The sequence below is a fragment of the Pseudomonas sp. PA1(2017) genome (assembly GCF_001945375.1).
Taxonomy (GTDB): domain Bacteria; phylum Pseudomonadota; class Gammaproteobacteria; order Pseudomonadales; family Pseudomonadaceae; genus Aquipseudomonas.
Window position 1 is genome coordinate 647,351 of record NZ_MSXU01000009.1, and the last position, 20,509, is coordinate 667,859.

A 20,509-nucleotide genomic window follows, 5' to 3' on the forward strand; every position below is an offset into this window, starting at 1 on the left:
TTGCTCAGGATCAGTCAATCCAGCGGTTTACCAAAAACCGATGGGGTGCCGCTCGTTGATGTAGTCCATCGGCAGCGCAAAGCCCTTGCGAAAGAAGTTGGCCAGGCGGGTATCGATGACCTTTTCGTTGATCGAGGCGAGCAGCGATTCCTGGCGATGGATGTCGCCACTGTCGGCGTAGAACTCCTCGTGAAGCATGCGCTGCGCGGCCAGGTTGGCGACCAGGCTGTAGCTGCTCACGGTGTCCTCGCCGGGGCGGCTGACCGCCAGGATCAGGCGCGGCTTGTCATGCTCCAGCACCAGGTCGACCACCACGTCGAGATCATGATTGCGTGCGTAGCTGGCCGCTTCCTCGAACAGCGGGCGCGCCTTCTCGCTCAGCGCCTGGATGAACGCCTGGCGCGGCGAGTCGTCACTGACATCATGCAGCCCATGGGTTTCTTGCGGTTTACGCAGCGTATTCACTTGTCGTCCCCTCGGTTCTTCGGTTCTCCAGGCTGGGAAAACCAGCCTGCCTGGGGAGTTCAGCCGGCACGATCAGCGGTCGCTGGCAAATGCTTCGGAACTTGTAGCCCCCGACCACTGCCATAGACACACGGTAACAATTGGTTAGGAGACATTCGCGGGCATGCAAAACATCGAGCAGGCGGTTCATTTCCTGGAAAAGTACAACCTGGTGCTGAGCACGGCGGAGTCGGCCACGGCCGGTCTGCTGGCCGCCACGGTGGCTGCGGTGCCGGGTTGTGACGGCGTGCTCGAGAGCGGCTTCGTGGTGTATTCCAAACGCGCGATGCAGTCCTCCCTGGGCGTAAAGCCGGAGACCATCGAGACCTTCGGCATGAACAGCGAAGAGGTGGCGCGCGAGATGGCCCTGGGCGTGCTGATGACCAGCAGCGCCGACATCATCCTGGCCATCACCGGCGCCCCGACCGCCGACGACAAGCGCGGTCAGCAGGTCTACGACGGCGCCATGTGCTTCGCCTGCGCCACACGCCTGGCCGAACACCAGGGGGTGACCAGCGAGACCGTGACCTTTCCCGGAGACAACAACGAACGACGTGCGGCCGCCGCACGCCATGCCTTGCTGCGACTGCCTTATTACTACGAACGGCTGCGTCAGACCTCCTGACGCGGACGCTTCAGCGACTTGAGCAACATTGACCATTCAAGGAAAACACATGATCAAGAAATGCCTGTTCCCTGCCGCCGGTTACGGCACACGCTTCCTTCCGGCGACCAAGGCCATGCCCAAGGAAATGCTGCCGGTGGTCAACACGCCGCTGATCCAGTATGGCGTCGAGGAAGCGCTCGATGCAGGCCTGAACGAGATCGCCATGGTCACCGGTCGCGGTAAGCGCTCGCTGGAAGACCACTTCGACATCAGCTACGAACTCGAGCACCAGATCCGCAACACCGACAAGGAAAAGTACCTGGTCGGCATCCGTCGTCTGATCGAAAACTGCACCTTCTCCTACACCCGTCAGGTGGAGATGAAGGGCCTGGGCCACGCCATTCTCAGTGGTCGTCCGTTGATCGGTGACGAGCCGTTCGCCGTGGTACTGGCCGATGACCTGTGCCTGAACGTCGGCGGTGACGGCGTACTGACCCAGATGGTCAAGCTGTACAACCAGTTCCGCTGCTCGATCGTGGCGGTGCAGGAAGTGCCGATGGACGAGATCCACAAGTACGGCGTGATCGCCGGCGAAACCATCCGTGACGATATCTTCCGTGTCAGCCACATGGTCGAGAAACCCAAGGCCGAAGACGCGCCGTCGAACTTGGCGATCATCGGTCGCTACATCCTGACCCCGGACATCTTCGACCTGATCAAGGACACCGAGCCAGGTAAAGGTGGTGAAATCCAGATCACCGACGCGCTGATGAAACAGGCGCAGGACGGTTGCGTGCTGGCTTACAAGTTCAAGGGGCAGCGTTTCGACTGCGGTGGCGCCGAGGGCTACATCGAGGCAACCAACTTCTGCTTCGAGCACCTCTACCGTGAAGGCCGCGGCTGATCCGCGACCGTGATCGAGAAAACCGGGCCATGCGCCCGGTTTTTTATTGCCTGCACTTTGTTGACCTGGGCCACACGGTGATCACCATCTGCGGATACAATCGCAGACGACTCTGCCGCCCGACGCCTCAAACAGATGGATCGGATGATTGCCCACGGGGTCGATAGCAGTGCCCGCCGTGCAACGATTCGAGCCGCACGGTGGAAAACGGTCCGTTCACCTTTTCAGCTCTCGCGCACCGGTACCCGATGATCATCAATGCACTGGTTTTTCTCGCCACCCTGACCGCAATGGAAGGCGTGGCCTATCTCGCCCACAAGTACGTGATGCACGGTTGGGGCTGGGGCTGGCATCGCTCCCATCACGAACCGCGCGAAGGCTGGTTCGAGAAGAACGACCTGTACGCGGCGGTGTTCGCCGGGCTGGCCATCGTGCTGATTGCCCTGGGCACCCAGGGTTGGCACCCGCTGGAGTGGATCGGCGCGGGCATGACCGCTTACGGTTTTCTGTATTTCGTCGTGCACGACGGCCTGGTGCATCACCGCTGGCCGTTTCGCTTCGTGCCGCGCAGCGGTTATCTCAAGCGCCTTTATCAGGCGCATCTGATGCATCACGCGGTCGAAGGCAAGGAGCGCTGCGTGTCGTTCGGCTTTCTCTACGCGCCGACTACGGCGCGTCTGAAGGCACAGCTGCGGGCAATGCACGATGGTCCGTTGCGCAAGACGGACGGGGACGTTGCCACAGCCCAGCGGAGCGAGCCGGCCAGCGCGCGAAACGGCTCGTGATCGCCTGCCACAGGCCGATCGCCACCGCGCCGATCTTCTCCGCCTTGGAGGTGGAAATACGTTCGTCCCAGGCGTGATCGCCAGCTTCCAGCACCTTCATGCCGATTTGCCGATAAACCACCGCTGCCGTCGCCACCGCCCAGGCCGAGCGCCAGGGCAGGGCGCTCAGTCCTGCCTGAGCGCTGGCATAGTAGGGTTCGGCCAGTTCGACCAGACGCTGGCCGAGCACCGCCACCGCCGGGCGGTGGTGAATGTCTGCTACCCGGTCACGGGGCACCTGATATTCCTCCAGCCATTGCTCGGGCAGGTAGCAGCGGCCCACGGCGGCGTCGTCGATGATGTCGCGGGCGATATTGGTCAGCTGGAACGCCAGGCCCAGGTCGCAGGCGCGATCCAGTGTCGCCTCGTCACGCGTGCCCATCACCCGCGCCATCATCAGGCCCACCACGCCCGCGACGTGATAGCAGTACTCGAGGGTGTCATCGATGCTCAGGTAGCGGCGCTCCAGCACATCCATCTCGAAGCCGGCCAGGTGCTCGAGGGCGTGTTGCTGGGGGATGTCGTGGGCCGTCACCACCTGGCGAAAGGCGGCGAATGCCGGGTCGTCCAGCGCGGCGCCGGCATAGACCGCGTGGGTCTGCGCCTTGAGATGCGCCAGGCGTCGCTCGGCCTCTTCACGGCTGATGGAGACGGCATCGTGGCCGGCTTCCTGCCCGTCGATCACGTCGTCGCAATGGCGGCACCAGGCGTAGAGCATCACCGCACCGCGCCGGGTCGGCTCGTCGAACAGTTTGGAGGCAGCGGCGAAACTCTTCGAGCCGACGGCGATGCTCTGGTTGGCATGCTCGATCAGCGCGTCGTCCTGCGGCGTGCCGGTCATGGTTGCAGATCCTCGAGCATCAGGCTGGCGGTGGCCTTGGCCGAACCGATCACGCCGGGTACCCCTGCGCCCGGATGGGTGCCGGCGCCTACCAGATAAACGTTATTCAGTTGGGCATCACGGTTGTGCGGGCGGAACCAGGCGCTCTGCTGCAGCACTGGCTCCAGCGAGAAGGCCGAGCCCTGATAGGCGTGGAGTTCGTCGCGGAAGTCGTCCGGGGTGAAGATCCGGCAGGTCACCAGGTCCTCACGCAGCCCCGGCATGTAGTGCTCTTCGAGGTAGGCGAGGATGCGATCCCGGTAGCGCGGGCCTTCCACGCTCCAGTCGATGGGCGCGTTGCCCAGGTGCGGCACCGGCGACAGCACGTAATGGCTGGAGCAGCCCTCGGGCGCCAGGCTCGGGTCGGTCACGCAGGGCGCATGCAGATAGAGTGAGAAATCCTCGGCCAGGGTCTGGCCCTTGAAGATCTCCTCGATCAGCTCGCGATAGCGCGGCCCGAAGCACACCGTGTGGTGTTGCAACTGGGGCTGTGGGCGCTTGAGGCCGAAATGGATCACGAACAGCGAGTTGCTGAAGCGTTTGCCCTTCAGGCGTTTGCCTTCCTGGCGCCCACGCGGGTGGCCGGCCAGCAGCTTGTCGTAGGTATGCACTACATCGCCGTTGGATGCCACACTGTCGGCCTTGAAATGACGCCCGTCCTGCAGGCGCACGCCAGTGGCGCGATCGCCAGATGTGTCGATGGCCGCCACGTCGGCATTGAGTTCCAGCTGGCCGCCCAGGTCCTCGAACAGCTTGACCATACCCTGCACCAGTGCGCCGGTGCCGCCCTTGGGAAACCACACGCCCCATTCGCGCTCCAGGGCGTGGATCAAGGTGTAGATCGACGAGGTGGCGAACGGGTTGCCGCCCACCAGCAGCGAGTGAAAGGAGAACGCCTGGCGCAGTTTGTCGTGCTCGACGAAGCTCGACACCATCGAATAGACGCTGCGCCACGCCTGCAGGCGTGCCAATTGCGGGCCGACCTTGAGCATGTCGCCAACCGACAGGAATGGCACCGCGCCGAGCTTCAGGTAGCCTTCCTTGAACACGGCCTTGGAGTAGGCGAGAAAACGCTGGTAACCGGCCACGTCCGCCGGGTTCAGGGCGGCGATCTGGCGGTCCAGCTCGGCCTGATCGTTGGCATAGTCGAACTGCGTACCGTCTTCCCAGCACAGCCGATAGAACGGGGTGACCGGCAGCATCTCGACGTAGTCGGCGAGCTTGCGACCGCTCAGGGCGTACAACTCCTCGATGGCGCTCGGGTCGGTGATCACCGTTGGGCCGGCATCGAAGGTGAAGCCCTGGTCACGATAGACGTAGGCACGGCCGCCGGGCTGGTCACGCTTCTCCAGCAAGGTGGTCTGCACGCCTGCGCTCTGCAGGCGGATGGCCAGGGCCAGCCCGCCGAAACCCGCGCCGATGACGATGGCTGTTTTCGCTTGGTTCATGAACGCGTCTCGAAATGCCGGGGCGAGTGGCGCAGGGCTGCCCGCATGGCTTGATCAACGGGGACCGGCGGTTTGCCGATGAGAATTCGTGCGCGGTCGTACCAGGGGTTACTGGCGGCGTAGAAACGCTCGATCAACCCGGCTGGCAAGCCGTAGAAACGTTGCATCACCTGCCAGCGATCCTGCGGCCGACCGGCCAGGAACAGCATGCGATTGAGCAGGCGATAGAAGCCCTGGTTGCGCCATTCGCCACGGGCGTGCTCGCGCAGGTCGCGGGCCAGGGTGGCGGCATCTTGCAATCGATAGTTCACCAGCCACTCGGCCAGGCGCACGGCATGGGGCAGAGAATAACCGGTGGTGCAGTGGAATAGCCCGGCGCGCAGGCCCGACTGCGGCTGGCCGGCGGCCTCGTCCCAGAAAGCGTCGAAATCGCCGGCCAGGGTGATCGGCAGCACGCCCTGTTCCTCGCGCAGGCACTCGGCCACCTGCCAGCCATGCTGCTGCGCATAGGCCGCGATGTGCTCGCGAAGCTGTTCGGTCGTGGCGCGGTGCTGGTCGACGTAGTGGGTGTCTTCGATCAGCAGCGTGTCGGCGGAAAAAGGCAGCACGTAGACGAACCGGTAGCCATCGCCCTGGGGCACTCGGGCGTCCATGATGATCGGCGCGGTCAGGCCGTGGGGCCGCTCCAGGCGCAGCACCTGGCCGACGAACGCCTGCTGGCCGAGTACCAGATTGCTACTGGGGCGTGCACCGCGCCCGTCGATGACCGCGCGTGCCTCCAGACGCTCGCCGCTTTCCAGGGTGACGTGAGTCGGGCTGATTTCGGTGATGCGGCAGCCGAGCCGCAGCCCGTCGCCCAGCGCCGGGGTCAGCACCTCGGCGAAACGTTCGCCGGTGATGCTCGCATAGCCGCTGTTCAGGGCCCGCGACAGATAGGGGAACTGCACCTGGTAGCTGGGCCAGCGTTTGACCACCAGTGGCTCCAGCCAGCGGTGCTGGGCTTCGCTCAGGTCGCCGTCATGGAACGACCAGGTGTGGTTACCGCCCAGGCTGGCTCGTTCCTCGATGCACAGCACGTTCAATTCCGGGCGCTGCTGCTGAAGGCGCCAGGCGATCAGACCGTTGGCGAGGCCGCCGCCGGCGAGAATCAGGTCATGGCTCATAGGGTGTGCGCCTGTGCGGTGGCATGGCTGACCACGGCAGCCTCGACGATATCGGCGGCCCGGGTTACGCCGCCGGCCCGCTGCAACTCATCGATCAGCGCATCGAAGCCCGGCAGCGGTCGCGCGAGCAATTCGCGCAACGCCGCTTCGATACGGGCCGCGCTGGCACGTCGGCTCAACTGGGTGCCGACACCACGGTGCGCCACTCGCGCCGCGACGCCCGGCTGGTCGAAGGCGATCGGCATCACCAGCATTGGCGTACGCGCGACGATGGCATCCATCACGGTGTTCAGGCCGCCGTGGGTGATCACCGCGTCGGCCCGTTCCAGCACCCATTGTTGCGGTGCGAAGTCGGTGACCCAGGTGGCGCCGCCGTCTATCAGGCGGCGCTCCTGGGCCGCATCGAGCTTGCCGCAGTGAGCGATCAGCAGTTGAGCGTCGAGGCGCCGACTGGCGTTGGCGATGCGTTCGAACAATTTGAAGCGGTCGCCCTGCAGGGTGCCCAGGCTGGCGAACAGGAACGGACGCGCGTCATCGATGGGCCATTCACCCTGATGGGGTGCGACCGCGCTACGCAGCGGGCCGACCGCATGGAAATGTGCCGGCAACTGGCTGCGCGGGAAATCGAATCCGGCCAGGGTCTGGCTGATCTGCGCCAGGGGCGACAGGCACTCGTGCAAGGCTGTGCGCGGCGCTACGCCAAGGCGCAGCGCCGCCGAATGGATCACCTTGGCCAGCGGCTTCATCAGCCAGTCGTACACCTGGGTGCTGCCGCGGTACATGTGCTGGCTGCGCTCGTCGGTGCCGTAGGCGAAGGGCATCACCGGCAGGGGCAGGCCCGGCTCACGGTTGACCGGCAGCGCGCAGGCCACCGATATGAAGGGCAGGCCCAGGCTCTCCGCGACCAGCCCGCCGGCCGGCTCCATCTGGTCACAGAGCAGGGCATCCACACCGTTGTCGGCCAGGGCCTGGGGCAGCTCATTGCAGAGCATGGCGGTGGTCGCGCCCATCTGCTTGATGATGCGCCGAAGGCCCCAGGGCGTATCGGGATGGGCGGCCTGGTGCAGGGTGCGTTCCAGGCTGCCCGGCGGGTGACTGTTGGCGCCCACCGAGCGAAAGGCCACGCGCGGGTCGCTGAGCCAATGGGCGGCATCGGACTGATGAACGAAGGTTACCCGGTGGCCGCGCCCGATCAGCTCGACGGCGAGGGCTTGCAGGGCCTGGAAGTGACTGTAGTAAGGCGGTGCGACAACGGCGAAGTGGGTCATGCTTGAGTCGTTCGCAAGGGGCCGTTTGGCAGCAGCGGCGCCTGGCGCAGTGCAGCCAGGTTGGCCGAGCCGGTGCAGAAGCAGGCGGTGCGCAGTTGGCGGATGACGATCTGGAAGTGCTCGATCACCGCCTCGGTCGACAGCGTGGCACCGGGCAGTGCGCCAGCCGCCTGGCCGACGATATCGGCGCCCAGGCGAATGGCCTTGGCGGCATCCACGCCGTCACGCACGCCACCGGAGGCAATCAGTGCAACATCCGGTAATGCATTGCGTATCGCCTGTACGGCGGAGGCGGTGGGGATGCCCCAGTCGGCGAAAGCCATGGCCACGGCGCGGTCCGCAGCGTTGGCCGCCCGCTCGCCTTCCACTGCCGCCCAACTGGTGCCGCCGGCACCGGCCACGTCGATGACCTGCACGCCGGCCTCGGCCAGCGAGCGCGCCACCGTGGCCGACAGGCCAGCGCCGACTTCCTTGACGATCACCGGCACCTCCAGGCTGTCGACCACCCGGGCGATCTGCGTCAGCACACCGCGCCAGTCACGATCGCCCTCGGCCTGCACCGCTTCCTGCAGGGGATTCAGGTGAATGATCAGGCCATTGGCCTGCAAGGCATCGACCGCGCGGCGCGCCAGGTCGAGGCCGTCGGCCTCCAGCAACTGGGCAGCACCGATATTGGACAGCAGCACGATATCCGGGGCCAGGCGGCGCAGTTCGCGAGTCAGGCCCTGGTCGTTGCCGGTTTGCAGGCTGACGCGCTGGGAGCCGACGCCCATGGCGATGCCCAGTTCCTGGGCCGCTTCGGCGAGATGCCGGTTGATGGCTTCGGAGCGCACCGCACCACCGGTCATGGAACTGATCAGCAGCGGCGCCTGCAGCGCGATGCCCAGCAGCGAGGTGCGCAGATCGATGGCCGCGTGATCGAGCTCGGGGAGGGCGCAATGTTCGAATTGCACCTGCGACCAACCAGCGCTGATATTGGCAGCGGCCTTGTGTCGATCCAAAACGATATCCAGATGATCATCCTTACGCCGACTGAGGTCGCTATTATTCATGCAGGCTCCATTGCGCCGGAATCATTTTGGTGTGCACAGGGTCTTTGCAGAGCGGGATAATCGAATAGCATGTCGATATCATCCGGCCCTGCCGGGCAGATTATCAGGCAACCGCAGGCATTAGACGTTCCAACATTACAAATCGGCTTTGGCTACGATGATTTAGATGTCAGGATCGTACAACGTCGTGACCCTCGGCATGTAATACGTGCTCGCGTACCGAGGCATACAGAAGAAGAGAATGAACGATGACAGCCTATGCGACTGCAACGATCGACAGCGGATTCACCGAACACCTGATGCAGCTGCGCGCGGCCGTCGATGATCGACTCGACGAGTTGCTGCCGCCTGCCAGCAACGAGCGCGACCTGGTCGCGGCGGCGATCCGCGATGGCGCCCTGGCGCCGGGCAAGCGCATGCGCCCGCTGCTGTTGCTGCTCGCAGCCAATGGCCTGGGTGCCAACCAGCGCCAGGCGCTGGATCTGGCCTGCGCCATCGAGATGGTGCATGCCGCCTCGCTGATTCTCGACGACATGCCCTGCATGGATAACGCTCAGCTGCGCCGCGGCCGGCCCACCGTGCACCTGACGTTCGGTGAGGACATCGCCATCCTCGCCGCCGTGGCGCTGCTGTCACGGGCCTTTGGCGTAGTGGCGTCGATCGACGGGCTGCGCCCGCTGGTGCGCACCCAGCTGGTGGAAATCCTCGCCAATACCATCGGCTCCCAAGGGTTGGTGCAGGGGCAGTTGCAGGACCTGCGCGACGGCAAGCACGCGCGCAGCGAAGAGGAAATCGCCGCCACCAACAACCTCAAGACCGGGGTGCTGTTCAGCGCGATCATGGACATGGCGTATCTGATCAGCGAGGCGCCCAAGCCCATGCGGGTGGTGCTGCAGCGCTTCGCCATCGAGTTGGGGCACGCCGTGCAGCTCTACGATGACCTGCAGGACATCAACCCCAACAGCGACAAGGATCAGGGCAAGGACGACGGTAAATCGACGCTCCTGGCCCTGCACGGTGAGCAGAAGGTGCGTGAGCGCCTCGACGGCCACCTGGCGCGGGCGCACATCTGCCTGGATGAAGCCTATCGCGGCGACGTCTACATCGGCCGCTTTCTCGGCATGCTGTTCGGCTGATTACTGGGGCAGCGCCTCGAGCGCTGCCTGCAGGGCCGCGGCATCGCTGAAACGCTGTTCGCGCACCACGGCGCCATCTTCCACTTCCAGCCACTGCACGGTATCGCGATCACCGTCGTAGCGGCTGGCGACCCGGCCGGTCTGGTCGAGCATGATGCGGTACTTGGCCGAACGCATGGCCGGCACCGCGACCATCTTGGCCAGCGACGGCATCTTCTCGATATCGGCCACGTAGACCACGTGGCGAGCGTCCAGAAAACCCTCAGGTTTCTCTTCCAGCGCGCCGTTCACCAGGCGTGCGGTGGACATGCTGCGCGCCACCAGCACCACACGGGCGTTGTCGTCCAGGGTGTAGGCCTTCTCGAATTGATCCAGCAGCGTCCAGCGTGTCGGCGCAGGCGCATCGGTCGCCCAGGTAGAAGAACAGACAACACTGAACAACAGGACGCAAAGTCGTTTCATGGCAAGCCGCTCGGTGAAAAAAGTCGCAGCACAATAGAGCGCTGCAGCCAACCTTGCCAAATATTTTGCGTGCGATTCGGGGGTAGGGCGCTCGTCACGGGCAATCCCTACCGGCAACGCGCAGCAAATCCGCATGCGAGGCTACCTTTCAGGACAATTGTTAATTAGAATCGATCTCGTTATTGATCTTTCGTAACAGGTGTTTGCATGGGTGGTTTGGCTGTATCGAGTGAACGCGCGTTCAACGATCTGTACCGGGAGCATCGCAGCTGGCTGGAGCAGTGGCTCAGCCGGCGCATGGGCAATGGCTGGGACGCCGCCGATCTCAGTCAGGATGCCTTCATGCGCGTGCTGGCCGGCTCCCAGGCGATCAGCGAGCTGCAGGAGCCGCGCGCCTACCTGAAAACCATCGGTAAACGCCTGCTGATCAACCTCTATAAACGGCGCAGCCTGGAACAGGCGTATATCGATGCGCTGGCGCAATTGCCCGAAGCTTGCGCACCGTCGCCGGAAGAGCGCTGGCTGGTGCTGGAGACCTTGCAGGCGCTGGATGAGCTGCTCGATGGCTTGCCCCACGTGGTACGCCGGGCCTTTCTGCTCAGCCAGCTCGAAGGGCTGGGTTATCGGGATATCGCCGAGCGCCTCGACGTTTCCGAGCGCAGCGTCAAGCGCTATATGGTGCAGGCCTACGAGCACTGTCTGCTGGTCGAGCTGTGCTGAAACGGGAAGTCAGTGACGACACCCGCCGCGTCGCCCGCTCGGCGGCGCGCTGGCTGGCGCTGATCGAGTCAGGCGAGGCCAGCGAGCGGGATCATCTGGCGCTGCAACGCTGGCGCGACGTGCACGCCAGCCACGAGCACGCCTGGCAGAAGATCCAGGCCCTGCGCTCGCGTTTCGGCGGGCTGCCGCCCGAGCTGGCGATGGCCAGCCTGGATCGTCCCGACCAGGGCCGGCGGCGCATGCTCAAGGGCATGCTTGGCTTCGCCACCCTGGCGCCCGCCGCCTGGCTGGTCAGCCGTGAACTGCCCATCGACGCCTGGCGCGCCGACCTTGCCACCGGAGTGGGCGAGCAGCGCCGGCTGACCCTGGCCGATGGCAGCGTGCTGGATATCAATACCGATTCTGCGCTGAACCTGGATGCCGGTGGGCGCCGGCTGACCTTGCTGCGTGGCGAGGTATCGCTGCGAGTAGCGGGGAGCGCGCCGTTCATCATCGACACCGCCCAGGGACGGGCGACGCTCGGCGCTGGCGAGATCTGCGTGCATCAGCACGGCGACGCTTGCCAGTTCTCACTGTTCAGTGGAGCAGGGCAGTTGCAGCCGGATGCCTACGACACCCTGGCACTGCAGGCGGGGCAGCGGCTGACCCTGCGCGGCGGCCGCGTCGCATCCACCCAGGCGTTCGACGTGCGCCAGCTGGGTTGGCGCGATGGCGTGCTGATGGCCAACGATCAACCTTTGGGCGACTTCCTGCGCGAACTCGATCGCTATCGCCCAGGTGTGCTGCGCTGGTCGCCAGCCCTGGAAGGGTTGCGAGTGACCGGCAGTTTCCGCCTTGCCGACACCGATCAGATCCTCGATCTGCTGGCCGCCAGCCTGCCGCTGGACGTGCATAAACGCACCCGTTACTGGGTCACTTTGGTGCCGCGCGAAAAAATTGCCTGAAGGCTGTCCCTTTTTTCTCACTCGCCGGTCATGGGAAGTAGTGAATTAAAAAGAGAGCGTCTGCCATGCCATCACTGACACGTCATCGGCCTCGTCTGGTGTCTTCGATTTCCTACTCCACCGTGTGCCTGAGCCTGATGCTCGGGCTGGGCAGCATCGCGCCACTGGCCGCCCAAGCTCAAACTGCCGAGCGCACCTACAGCGTACCGAGCAGCACCCTGGGCGAAGCGCTGAGTCGATTCGCCAGCCAGGCAGGGGTGAGCCTGTCGGTAGATCCGGCGCTGGTCAGCGGCCGCAGCAGCCCGGGGCTCTCCGGTACCTACAGCGTCGATGAAGGCTTCGCGCGCCTGCTGCAGGGCAGCGGCCTGCGTCTGCAGCCGGTCAGCGACTCGGCCTATACCATCGCCCCGGCAGCCGACAGTGCCGATACCATGGAAATCGCTCCCACCGCCATCACCGGTGTGACCATTCCCTCGGAAAGCCTGGAAGGCGAGCGCTACGCCGGCGGCCAGGTCGCCCGTCGCAGCTCCCAGGGGCTGCTGGGCTCGCGGGATTTCATGGAGTCGCCGCTGAGCATGACCACCTACACCAGCGAGGCGGTGAAGAACACTCAGTCGCGCACCCTGGCCGACCTGACTGCCAGCGACCCGGCGGTGCGCTCCACCAACCCGGCGGGCGGTCGCTTCGAGCAGTTCACCATCCGCGGCTTCAGCCTGTTCAACAGCGACGTGTCCTACGGCGGGCTGTACGGCATCATGCCGACGTACTCCATCGACATGGAAATGGCCGACCGCGTCGACATCCTCCGCGGCCCGACCCAGTTGGTCAACGGCATCTCCCCGCGCGGTAGCGTCGGCGGCGGCATCAACGTGGTGCCCAAGCGCGCCACCGACAAGCCGATCACCGAGTTCACTGGCACCTACGCCTCGGACAGCCAGGTGGGTGGTGCCGTCGACGTAGGTCGTCGCTTCGGCGAGGACAACCGCTTCGGCATCCGCTTCAACGGCGTCAAGCAGTCAGGCGATACCGAGTGGGATCATCAGAAGGTCAACCGCGAAATGGCCGTGGTCGGTCTCGACTTCCGCGACGAGCGCCTGCGCCTGTCGATGGACCTGGGGCATACCGAGCGTGATACCGATGCGCCGCAGGAGCGGGTGCTGGTCAATGCCGCTGCACCAGTGCCAAAAGCCAGTGATGTGCGCCATAACTACGCCCAGGCGTGGAGTAAGGCCGAGACCAGCGATACTTTTGGTGCCCTGCGTGGTGAGTACGATATCGATGACTCATTGATGGTTTATGGTGCTGTTGGCGCTCGCAAAAGTGATCATGACTTCCTACGCCATAACGTCAACCTGACTAACGCAGCAGGCGATTTCACCTATCAAACTCGTAATTTCACACGCCAGGAAGATGTGAAAACGGCCAATATTGGGGTCCGCAAGTGGCTACAAACTGGGCCGGTGAGCCACGAGATAAACGCGAGTGCCGATATTTTCGCGATGGACTTCAAGAATATCGAACAGCGTTATGCCAATCGCACCAGCAATTTGTACAACCCGATTGCTTCGCCAACGCCCACGAGTGGCGCCTCACGTAGGCCAACAACCTATACGGAGAATCGCTTTGAAGGTGTAGCGCTCGCCGACACAATGGGGTTCCTTGAGGATCAGGTTCTTCTTACCGTCGGTGCTCGCTGGCAGCGCGTGAAAGTGGATGATTGGTCTGATGGAGTCAAACAGCCTACTAACTACGATGAGGAAAAACTTTCCCCGTCGGTGGGCGTGTTGTTCAAGGCGACTGATCAGCTATCGCTTTATGCCAACTACATGGAAGGCCTGAGCCAGGGCAAGATCGCGCCGTCCACTGCAACGAACAACAACGAGATATTCCCTCCATTCATTAGCCGCCAGCTTGAAGCGGGCGCTAAGTACGACTTGGGCCGTTTTGCAGTGACCGCAGCGGTATTTCGCATCAAACAACCTGCTTACGAAACTAACGCAACATCGCGCGCATTCGGTCCGAACGGTAAGCGCGTGAACGACGGCATAGAGCTCAATATGTTCGGTGAGCCACTTGATGGTGTTCGGTTGATGGGTGGTGTTATGTACATCCGTAGTGAGCTGACCGATACCGTAGACGGCGTCACCGATGGCAACCGAGCGCCTGCAACGCCCAAGTACAACGCCAACTTTGGTGCCGAGTGGGACGTGCCGACGGTCAAGGGGCTGACCCTGACCGCGCGTAGCATGTACAGCAGCTCCCAGTACCTGGATCAGGCCAACACCAAGGAAATCGATTCCTGGACGCGCTATGACCTGGGGGCTCGCTATGCCTTCAAGGTCAACGAGACCGATGTCACCTTGCGCGGCACCGTCGAAAACGTCGCCAACTCCCGGGACTGGATTTCGGCTGGCGCCTCGGATGACAGCGAGCCTGGCCTGACGCTTTCGGCGCCGCGCACCTTCGTGCTGTCGGCCACCCTCGGCTTCTGATTTTTCCGTTGCACCTCCACGGCGAACGCCTGGTAACGGGCGTTCGCTGCACACAATAAAACCAACCATTCAGGGATGAAGCGGGACGCCTCGCAGAAGGCAGCCCCGCATTCGGCGTGACCTGCCGTTACTGATATGCCGTTACTGATGAGTGCAGTGCTGACGACTTTCAACGGCTCCATCCGGAGCCTCGAACAGATAGAGGCGAGCACCATATGTTGAGTGAACGTACCCTGCCGCTGGAGCGACTCGATCGCGAGGCGGTACATAGCAACAACGCGGATTACCTGGAACGCCAGGACCGCTTCGAATCCAATGTGCGCAGCTACCCGCGCAAGCTGCCCCTGGCCATCGCCAAGGCGCAGGGCGTGTGGGTGACCGATGTCGAGGGGCGCCGATACCTCGATTGCCTGGCCGGGGCCGGAACCCTGGCGCTGGGCCACAACCATCCGGCGATCGTCGACAGTTTGTCGAGCTTCCTGGCCTCCGGGCTGCCGATGCATACCCTGGACCTGACCACGCCATTGAAGGATGCCTTCAGCGAAACCCTGCTGGGCGTGCTGCCGGCCAAAGGCTATTGCCTGCAGTTCTGCGGGCCGTCCGGCGCCGATGCGGTGGAGGCCGCGCTCAAGTTGGCCAAGACGGTGACCCGGCGCAGCAACGTGATCGCCTTTTCCGGCGGCTACCACGGCATGACCCATGGCGCCCTGGCAGTGACCGGTAATACCGGTCCGAAGGATGCCGTGGCCTCGCTGATGCCCGGCGTGCAATTCATGCCGTACCCTCATGAGTACCGTTGCCCGCTGGGCATCGGTGGCGAGGCGGGCGTGCAGGCGCTGGCCCATTACTTCAGCCAGTTCATCGAGGACGTCGAAAGCGGCGTCAGCCTGCCGGCGGCGGTGATCGTCGAGGCGGTGCAGGGCGAGGGCGGTGCCAACCCGGCGCCCGATGGCTGGCTGCGCACCTTGCGCGAGGTGACCCAACGCCACGGCATCCTCTTGATCGTCGATGAAGTGCAGGCCGGTTTCGGCCGCACCGGGCGGATGTTCGCCTTCGAACACGCTGGTATCGAGCCGGACATCATCGTCATGTCCAAGGCGGTCGGTGGCGGCCTGCCACTGGCGGTGCTGGCCATCAAGCGCGAGTTCGACGCCTGGCAGCCAGGCGCCCACACCGGCACCTTCCGCGGCAACCAGATGGCCATGGCCAGTGGCATGACCACCCTGCAGATCATCCAGCGCGACCAATTGGCCGAGCAGGCCCATGTACGCGGTGACTGGTTGAAGGCACGCCTGAACGGTTTGCGCGAGCGTTATCCGGCGATAGGCCAGGTGCGTGGCCGCGGGCTGATGCTGGGCCTGGAAATCGTCGACGAGCGCCAGAACCCTGACGCCCAGGGCGCCCACCCCATGGACGCCGCGCTGTCGGCGGCCATTCAGAGCGAGTGCTTCAAACAGGGCCTGCTGCTCGAGCGCGGCGGGCGACATGGCAGCGTGATTCGCCTGCTGCCGCCGCTGATCATCGACGAGGCGCAGTGCGCCGAGGTGGTTGCTCGTTTCGAGCGCGCCCTGGGTGCAGCCCTGGGAGGTGCCCGTGGCTGAGCAATCTGTACGCGCTACGCGTGCCTACCTGGCCGCCTTCGAGGAACCGGCCAGCGTTACCCGTATCGATTCGGTGCGCGGCAGCATGGCCCGGGTGATCAGTGAAATGGCCGCTACCCATGCCTTGCTCAATTGCCTGATCAAGGAATTCGCGCTGCCGGAAAACCGCGCTCGCTATGCCTGGCCATCCCATGTGCGCGGCATCGCGCCGGCCAATTACCTGCGCGCGATGCAGGGCAAGGGCCTGCCGCTGCTGATCGACCTGCCGGATAACTGCCAGTTTCTGGTGCTGGTGGATCGTCGCGACCCGCTCGGCAGCCAGCGTTACCTCAGCGATCTTTATAAGCGCGAGGGGGATGGCGACTGGCATTGCCCGCCCTTCGCCGAGTTCGCCGCGCACCTGCTCGAGGCCTGCCAGCAGCTGACCGGCTCGCGCAATGACGAGTTGCTCGAACAGGTGATGCAGAGCCAGGGCGTAACAGCCGCCATCGTCGATCACGCCCTGCAGAGCGAGGGCAACGACCCGCTGCGTGACTACCTGGCCAGCGAGCAGGGCCTCTGGTTTGGCCACCCCAACCACCCGGCGCCCAAGGCCCGATTGTGGCCCGAGCACCTGGGCCAGCAGACCTATGCGCCGGAGTTCCGCGCACGGGTACCGCTGCATGTGCTCGAGGTCCCACGTGACGGCTTGCAGCTGCACGGCAATGGCCTGAGCGACGAGCAGGTGCTGGCTGGTTTCGCCGACCAGCGCCTGGCCCGCAGCGGGCGTGCGGTGATCGGCCTGCACCCGGTACAGGCCGAGCTGTTCCTGGCCGATCCGCGGGTCAAGGCGCTGGTCGCCAGCGGCGAAATCGTCGACCTCGGCCAGAAAGGCCCGCTAGCCAGCCCGACCGCGTCGATGCGCACCTGGTACGGCGAAGGCCGCGGTTATTTCCTCAAGGGTTCGCTGAACGTGCGCATCACCAATTGCGTTCGCAAGAACGCCTGGTACGAGCTGGACAGCGCGCTGTTCATCGACCGCCTGTTCAGCCGCCTGCAACGTGAGCATCAGGCGACCATCGGTGGCGCCACCCTGGTCAGTGAGCCGGGAGCGTTGAGCTGGGCGCCGGCAGGCAGCAACGCCGAGGACGCGCACTGGTTCCGCGAGCAGACCGGCGCCATCCTGCGCGAGAACTTCTGCCGCCACGCCGCGCCGCAATCCTGTCTGATGGCCGGCACGCTGTTCGCCCGCAACCTGCAGCTACGCCCGCTGATCCAGGGCTTTGTGCAACAACCGGGTGCGCGCAAACCGAGCGACGACTATCTGTTGGACTGGTTCGAGGCCTACCAGGCGCTGTTACTGCGCCCGGTGCTGGCGCTGTTCTTCAACCACGGCGTGGTGCTCGAGCCGCACCTGCAAAACGCCGTGCTGGTGCACGACAACGGCTGGCCGGCGCAATTGCTGCTGCGCGACTTCGAAGGGGTGAAGCTGACCGACGACCTCGGTGTGAATCATCTGGAAGCAGACATCGCCGAACGGGTTCGCCAGTCGTTGACCTACACCCGCGAGCAGGGCTGGAAGCGCATCAGCTACTGCCTGTTCGTCAATAACCTGTCCGAGGCCATCCTGGCGCTGAGCTGGGAGCGGCCGCACCTGGCCGTCGCCATGTGGCAGCGGGTCGAACGGCAGTTGCAGGCGCTGCGCAGTGAACTGGTGCGCCCGGCGCCCGAGCTGGATGCCTTGCTGGCCGGCGAGCCGATCGCCTGCAAGACCAATCTCAAGGTACGTCTGTCGGCTCAGGCCGATCGGCACGCCGGTTACGTCAGGTTGGCGTGCCCGTGGGCGGAGGAGGTGAGCCATGGATAAGCTGCCTGCCAGCGTACTGGCTGCCATCGAACAGGCCCGCAGTCGCGCGGCCGATCCCCTGGCGGTGTTCGTCTACGACCTCGACGCCCTGGCGCAGCACGTGCGCGAGGTGATGGCCGCGCTGCCGGCAGGTGTCGAGCTGTTCTACGCGATCAAGGCCAACAGCGAAGCGCCGATCCTGCGCACTTTGGCGCCGTTGGTAGACGGCTTCGAGATCTCGTCCGGCGGCGAGATCGAACGGCTGCAGGCGGCGTGCAGCGATCGGCCCTTCGTGTTTTCCGGGCCTGGCAAGCTGGACTCCGACTTCCGCGCCGCGCTGCGCCAGGGCGTGGCGGCCATTCACGTCGAGAGCCTGGGCGAAATCGAGCGTCTGCAACGCATCGCCGTCGAGCTGGGTCGGGTGCAGGCGGTGTTCATCCGCATCAACCCGGAGTTGCCGGCCACGCTATCCAGCCGCCTGGCCATGGCCGGCACAGCGACGCCGTTCGGTCTGGACGAGGCCGAGGTGCCAGAGGCGGTCAAACGGGTGGAGGCCAGCAGCCACCTGCGCCTGCAGGGTTTCCATGTACATGCGATGTCCCACCAGCAGCAAGTCGAGCGCCATGAACAGCTGCTCGACCTTTACCTGGAACGCTGGGCGCAGTGGAGGGCCCTGGCCAATCGGCCCGAGACCGTGACCCACTTGAACGTCGGCGGCGGCATTGGCGTCGATTACCTGAGCGGCGAGCGTTTCGACTGGCCACGCCTGTGTCGTCACCTGGAGAACCGGCTCGGGGCGTTGGCGGATGCGCCGGTGGTGCGTTTCGAGCCAGGGCGCTTCATCAGTGCGTACTGCGGCTATTACGCTATCGAGGTGCTGGACAGCAAATCCAGCCACGGCCAGCACTTTCTGGTCTGCCGCGGCGGTACCCACCAGTTCCGCCTGCCGGTCGCCCAGGGCCACGATCACCCGGTGATCCATTTGCCGGCGGCAGGGCGTGAACCGAGCGGCGTGTCGCGGCCCTTCAGTGTGGTCGGCCAGCTGTGTACGCCCAAGGACGTGCTCAGCCGCGGTCGCCAACTGGTCGATCCGGCCGTTGGCGACCTGCTGGTGCTGCCCATGGCCGGCGCTTACGGCTACAACATCTCCCACGCCGACTTCCTCTGTCATCCGCGCCCGGAGCAGGTGTTCGTCGACCGAGGTGATGGCTGATGCTGGCGTCACGTCGCCTGGTGGTCGTGGCGGTGATTCTCGGCACCACCACCGTGAGCCTCAACAACACCTCGTTGAACCCGGCATTGCCGGCCTTCATCGAGGCGTTCGCGCTTGGCCCGGTGATGGCCACATGGATCGTCGCGGCGTTCATGGTGAGCATGGGCATGACCATGCCGCTGACCAGTTACCTGGCCCAGCGTGCAGGCCGCAAACCACTGTATCTCGCTGGCCTGGGGCTGTTCGTCGTTGGCTCGTTGCTGGGCGCCATGGCCGGCTCCATCGCCTGGGTGATCACTGCCCGGGTGGTGCAGGGCGTCGCCAGCGGGCTGATGATTCCCCTGTCGCTGGCGATCATCTTTTCGGTTTACCCGAAAGGTGAGCGCGGTGCGGTGACCGGCTTGTGGGGCGCTGCCGTGATGCTCGCCCCGGCGGTCGGGCCGTTGTGCGGCAGCCTGGTGCTGCAGTGGTACGACTGGCGCGCACTGTTCCTGGTCAACGTGCCCATCGGGCTGTTGGCCCTGGGCCTGGGCGTCAACGTGCTGCCGAAAAGCGAGGCGGGCGCCGCCAAGGCATTCGACCTGAGCGGCTACCTGCTCGTCGCGATCGGTATCGGCGTGCTGATGATCACCGTGGGGCGGTTGCACGACCTGCAAGCGCTGCAGGATCCGTTCAACCTGCTCGGCCTGCTGCTGGCTGCGTTCTGCCTGGTGGCGTTCGTGCGGCACCAGTTGCGCCACCCGACGCCCTTGCTGGAGCTGCGCATCTTCGCCTTGAAAGGCTACCGCTCCAGCGTGGTGATCGCCGTGGTGCAGTCCATCGGCATGTTCGAGTGCCTGGTGCTGGTGCCTCTGCTGGTGCAGATGGTGATGGGTCACAGCGCCATCTGGACCGGTATCGCGCTGCTCTGTACCGCCTTGTCGGCCAGCCTGTTCGGCCACTTTGGCGGGCAGTTGCTGGACCGTCACGGGCCGCGCGGCATCGTCTCTACCGGTTTGCTGTTGACCGGCCTGGCGACCCTCGCCCTGGGCACCATCGACCACGATGTCGGCATGCTCGCCATCTGCCTGCTGATGGTGGTGCGCGGCGCCGGCCTGGGGCTGTCCTACATGCCGGTGACCACCGCCGGGCTGGACGTGCTGCCCGAGGCGCTGATCACCCAGGGCGCGGCGATGAACAACATCTCCCGACGCCTGCTGTCGTCCCTGGCCATCGTGCTGGCGTCGCTGTGGCTGCAGGTTCGCCTTGGCGATGACTGGGGCGCGGTGCATTCCGGGGCAGCCCATGCTGGCGCGGTGCATTCCGGCACGGCCCACGCCGGCACTGCAGGTGCCGTCGGCGAAGTGTTTATCGCCACCGCCGTGCTGATCCTCCTCGCCCTGCCGTTCGCCTGGCGTTTTCCCCTTTCCAATGACGGCGCCGAGCCCGGCTCGGCCCTGTCCGAACACCGTTCATGAGGTGTCTAT

Annotated in this window: 18 protein-coding genes; 11 read left to right on the top strand and 7 right to left on the bottom strand. The window is 64.7% G+C overall.

Features of this window, described 5'->3' with window-relative positions:
- Positions 1 to 27: 27 nt before the first annotated feature.
- Positions 28 to 465 carry a hypothetical protein gene (locus BVH01_RS10120; RefSeq protein WP_083659454.1) on the bottom strand — a complete coding sequence of 146 codons (438 nt, stop codon included), beginning with the start codon at positions 463 to 465 and terminating at the stop codon, positions 28 to 30.
- A 163-nt stretch (positions 466 to 628) separates the two neighbouring features.
- Between BVH01_RS10120 and BVH01_RS10125 the strand changes: the two genes are divergently transcribed.
- The 3 genes from BVH01_RS10125 to BVH01_RS10135 all read left to right on the top strand — a co-directional run bounded on the left by BVH01_RS10125 (position 629) and on the right by BVH01_RS10135 (position 2,800).
- Positions 629 to 1,129: a CinA family protein gene (locus BVH01_RS10125; protein ID WP_075930197.1), complete on the top strand. Its 501-nt coding sequence runs from the start codon at positions 629 to 631 to the stop codon at positions 1,127 to 1,129.
- A gap of 49 nt (positions 1,130 to 1,178) precedes the next feature.
- Positions 1,179 to 2,015, top strand: a complete 837-nt coding sequence (gene galU / locus BVH01_RS10130) for a UTP--glucose-1-phosphate uridylyltransferase GalU (protein ID WP_075930198.1) — start codon at positions 1,179 to 1,181, stop codon at positions 2,013 to 2,015.
- A 248-nt stretch (positions 2,016 to 2,263) separates the two neighbouring features.
- Positions 2,264 to 2,800: a sterol desaturase family protein gene (locus BVH01_RS10135; RefSeq protein ID WP_075930199.1), complete on the top strand. Its 537-nt coding sequence runs from the start codon at positions 2,264 to 2,266 to the stop codon at positions 2,798 to 2,800.
- Here the strand turns inward: BVH01_RS10135 and crtB are convergent.
- From crtB to fni, 5 genes are read right to left on the bottom strand one after another with little or no spacing between them, the layout of a single operon-like run.
- Positions 2,682 to 3,680 (bottom strand): 15-cis-phytoene synthase CrtB, encoded by a 999-nt coding sequence (crtB, locus tag BVH01_RS10140; RefSeq protein WP_075930200.1) that lies wholly within the window; start codon positions 3,678 to 3,680, stop codon positions 2,682 to 2,684. The two genes, BVH01_RS10135 and crtB, sit on opposite strands and share 119 nt — an antisense overlap.
- On the bottom strand, positions 3,677 to 5,167 hold the full coding sequence (locus BVH01_RS10145; RefSeq protein ID WP_075930201.1) for a phytoene desaturase: 1,491 nt from the start codon (positions 5,165 to 5,167) through the stop codon (positions 3,677 to 3,679). The genes crtB and BVH01_RS10145 overlap by 4 nt, the downstream gene beginning before the upstream one ends.
- Complete coding sequence (gene crtY / locus BVH01_RS10150) at positions 5,164 to 6,330, bottom strand: lycopene beta-cyclase CrtY (protein WP_075930202.1); 1,167 nt, start codon at positions 6,328 to 6,330, stop codon at positions 5,164 to 5,166. Before crtY ends, BVH01_RS10145 begins: the two co-directional genes overlap by 4 nt.
- Entirely contained in the window at positions 6,327 to 7,598 is a 1,272-nt protein-coding gene (locus tag BVH01_RS10155; RefSeq protein ID WP_075930203.1) for a glycosyltransferase, read from the bottom strand. Before BVH01_RS10155 ends, crtY begins: the two co-directional genes overlap by 4 nt.
- The gene (fni, locus tag BVH01_RS10160; RefSeq protein WP_075930204.1) at positions 7,595 to 8,650 is read right to left on the bottom strand and encodes a type 2 isopentenyl-diphosphate Delta-isomerase; all 1,056 of its coding nucleotides are present in this window, start codon (positions 8,648 to 8,650) and stop codon (positions 7,595 to 7,597) included. The genes BVH01_RS10155 and fni overlap by 4 nt, the downstream gene beginning before the upstream one ends.
- 248 nt (positions 8,651 to 8,898) lie before the next feature.
- Here fni and BVH01_RS10165 point away from each other — a divergent pair, with 248 nt between their 5' ends.
- Positions 8,899 to 9,786 (top strand): polyprenyl synthetase family protein, encoded by an 888-nt coding sequence (locus tag BVH01_RS10165; protein WP_075930205.1) that lies wholly within the window; start codon positions 8,899 to 8,901, stop codon positions 9,784 to 9,786.
- Here BVH01_RS10165 and BVH01_RS10170 read toward each other — a convergent pair whose 3' ends face one another.
- Entirely contained in the window at positions 9,787 to 10,248 is a 462-nt protein-coding gene (locus BVH01_RS10170) for a hypothetical protein (RefSeq protein WP_075930206.1), read from the bottom strand.
- Positions 10,249 to 10,455: 207 nt separating this feature from the next.
- On the opposite strand from BVH01_RS10170, the gene BVH01_RS10175 reads away from it, so the two are divergent.
- The 7 genes from BVH01_RS10175 to BVH01_RS10205 all read left to right on the top strand — a co-directional run bounded on the left by BVH01_RS10175 (position 10,456) and on the right by BVH01_RS10205 (position 20,500).
- A complete protein-coding gene (locus BVH01_RS10175; protein WP_075930207.1) occupies positions 10,456 to 10,968 on the top strand; it encodes a sigma-70 family RNA polymerase sigma factor in 513 nt (170 codons plus the stop codon).
- A complete protein-coding gene (locus BVH01_RS10180) occupies positions 10,962 to 11,912 on the top strand; it encodes a FecR domain-containing protein (protein WP_083659455.1) in 951 nt (316 codons plus the stop codon). Before BVH01_RS10175 ends, BVH01_RS10180 begins: the two co-directional genes overlap by 7 nt.
- Positions 11,913 to 11,977: 65 nt before the next feature.
- Positions 11,978 to 14,404: a TonB-dependent receptor gene (locus BVH01_RS10185; protein WP_075930208.1), complete on the top strand. Its 2,427-nt coding sequence runs from the start codon at positions 11,978 to 11,980 to the stop codon at positions 14,402 to 14,404.
- A 215-nt stretch (positions 14,405 to 14,619) separates the two neighbouring features.
- Complete coding sequence (locus tag BVH01_RS10190; RefSeq protein ID WP_075930209.1) at positions 14,620 to 16,005, top strand: diaminobutyrate--2-oxoglutarate transaminase; 1,386 nt, start codon at positions 14,620 to 14,622, stop codon at positions 16,003 to 16,005.
- An 85-nt stretch (positions 16,006 to 16,090) separates the two neighbouring features.
- Positions 16,091 to 17,851 (top strand): IucA/IucC family siderophore biosynthesis protein, encoded by a 1,761-nt coding sequence (locus BVH01_RS10195; RefSeq protein ID WP_075931003.1) that lies wholly within the window; start codon positions 16,091 to 16,093, stop codon positions 17,849 to 17,851.
- On the top strand, positions 17,844 to 19,043 hold the full coding sequence (locus BVH01_RS10200; protein ID WP_075930210.1) for a type III PLP-dependent enzyme: 1,200 nt from the start codon (positions 17,844 to 17,846) through the stop codon (positions 19,041 to 19,043). The genes BVH01_RS10195 and BVH01_RS10200 overlap by 8 nt, the downstream gene beginning before the upstream one ends.
- Positions 19,043 to 20,500 carry a DHA2 family efflux MFS transporter permease subunit gene (locus BVH01_RS10205; RefSeq protein ID WP_075930211.1) on the top strand — a complete coding sequence of 486 codons (1,458 nt, stop codon included), beginning with the start codon at positions 19,043 to 19,045 and terminating at the stop codon, positions 20,498 to 20,500. The genes BVH01_RS10200 and BVH01_RS10205 overlap by 1 nt, the downstream gene beginning before the upstream one ends.
- The last annotated feature ends 9 nt before the right edge of the window (positions 20,501 to 20,509 follow it).

Excerpts from the sequence above, each read along its gene's own strand:
- BVH01_RS10185 (WP_075930208.1), top strand. The coding sequence starts at position 11,978 with ATGCCATCACTGACACGTCATCGGCCTCGTCTGGTGTCTTCGATTTCC.
- BVH01_RS10205 (WP_075930211.1), top strand. The coding sequence starts at position 19,043 with ATGCTGGCGTCACGTCGCCTGGTGGTCGTGGCGGTGATTCTCGGCACC.
- BVH01_RS10145 (WP_075930201.1), bottom strand. The coding sequence starts at position 5,167 with ATGAACCAAGCGAAAACAGCCATCGTCATCGGCGCGGGTTTCGGCGGG.
- BVH01_RS10175 (WP_075930207.1), top strand. The coding sequence starts at position 10,456 with ATGGGTGGTTTGGCTGTATCGAGTGAACGCGCGTTCAACGATCTGTAC.
- BVH01_RS10165 (WP_075930205.1), top strand. The coding sequence starts at position 8,899 with ATGACAGCCTATGCGACTGCAACGATCGACAGCGGATTCACCGAACAC.
- crtB (WP_075930200.1), bottom strand. The coding sequence starts at position 3,680 with ATGACCGGCACGCCGCAGGACGACGCGCTGATCGAGCATGCCAACCAG.
- fni (WP_075930204.1), bottom strand. The coding sequence starts at position 8,650 with ATGAATAATAGCGACCTCAGTCGGCGTAAGGATGATCATCTGGATATC.
- BVH01_RS10155 (WP_075930203.1), bottom strand. The coding sequence starts at position 7,598 with ATGACCCACTTCGCCGTTGTCGCACCGCCTTACTACAGTCACTTCCAG.
- BVH01_RS10135 (WP_075930199.1), top strand. The coding sequence starts at position 2,264 with ATGATCATCAATGCACTGGTTTTTCTCGCCACCCTGACCGCAATGGAA.
- crtY (WP_075930202.1), bottom strand. The coding sequence starts at position 6,330 with ATGAGCCATGACCTGATTCTCGCCGGCGGCGGCCTCGCCAACGGTCTG.
- BVH01_RS10170 (WP_075930206.1), bottom strand. The coding sequence starts at position 10,248 with ATGAAACGACTTTGCGTCCTGTTGTTCAGTGTTGTCTGTTCTTCTACC.
- BVH01_RS10125 (WP_075930197.1), top strand. The coding sequence starts at position 629 with ATGCAAAACATCGAGCAGGCGGTTCATTTCCTGGAAAAGTACAACCTG.
- galU (WP_075930198.1), top strand. The coding sequence starts at position 1,179 with ATGATCAAGAAATGCCTGTTCCCTGCCGCCGGTTACGGCACACGCTTC.
- BVH01_RS10195 (WP_075931003.1), top strand. The coding sequence starts at position 16,091 with ATGGCCCGGGTGATCAGTGAAATGGCCGCTACCCATGCCTTGCTCAAT.
- BVH01_RS10200 (WP_075930210.1), top strand. The coding sequence starts at position 17,844 with ATGGATAAGCTGCCTGCCAGCGTACTGGCTGCCATCGAACAGGCCCGC.
- BVH01_RS10190 (WP_075930209.1), top strand. The coding sequence starts at position 14,620 with ATGTTGAGTGAACGTACCCTGCCGCTGGAGCGACTCGATCGCGAGGCG.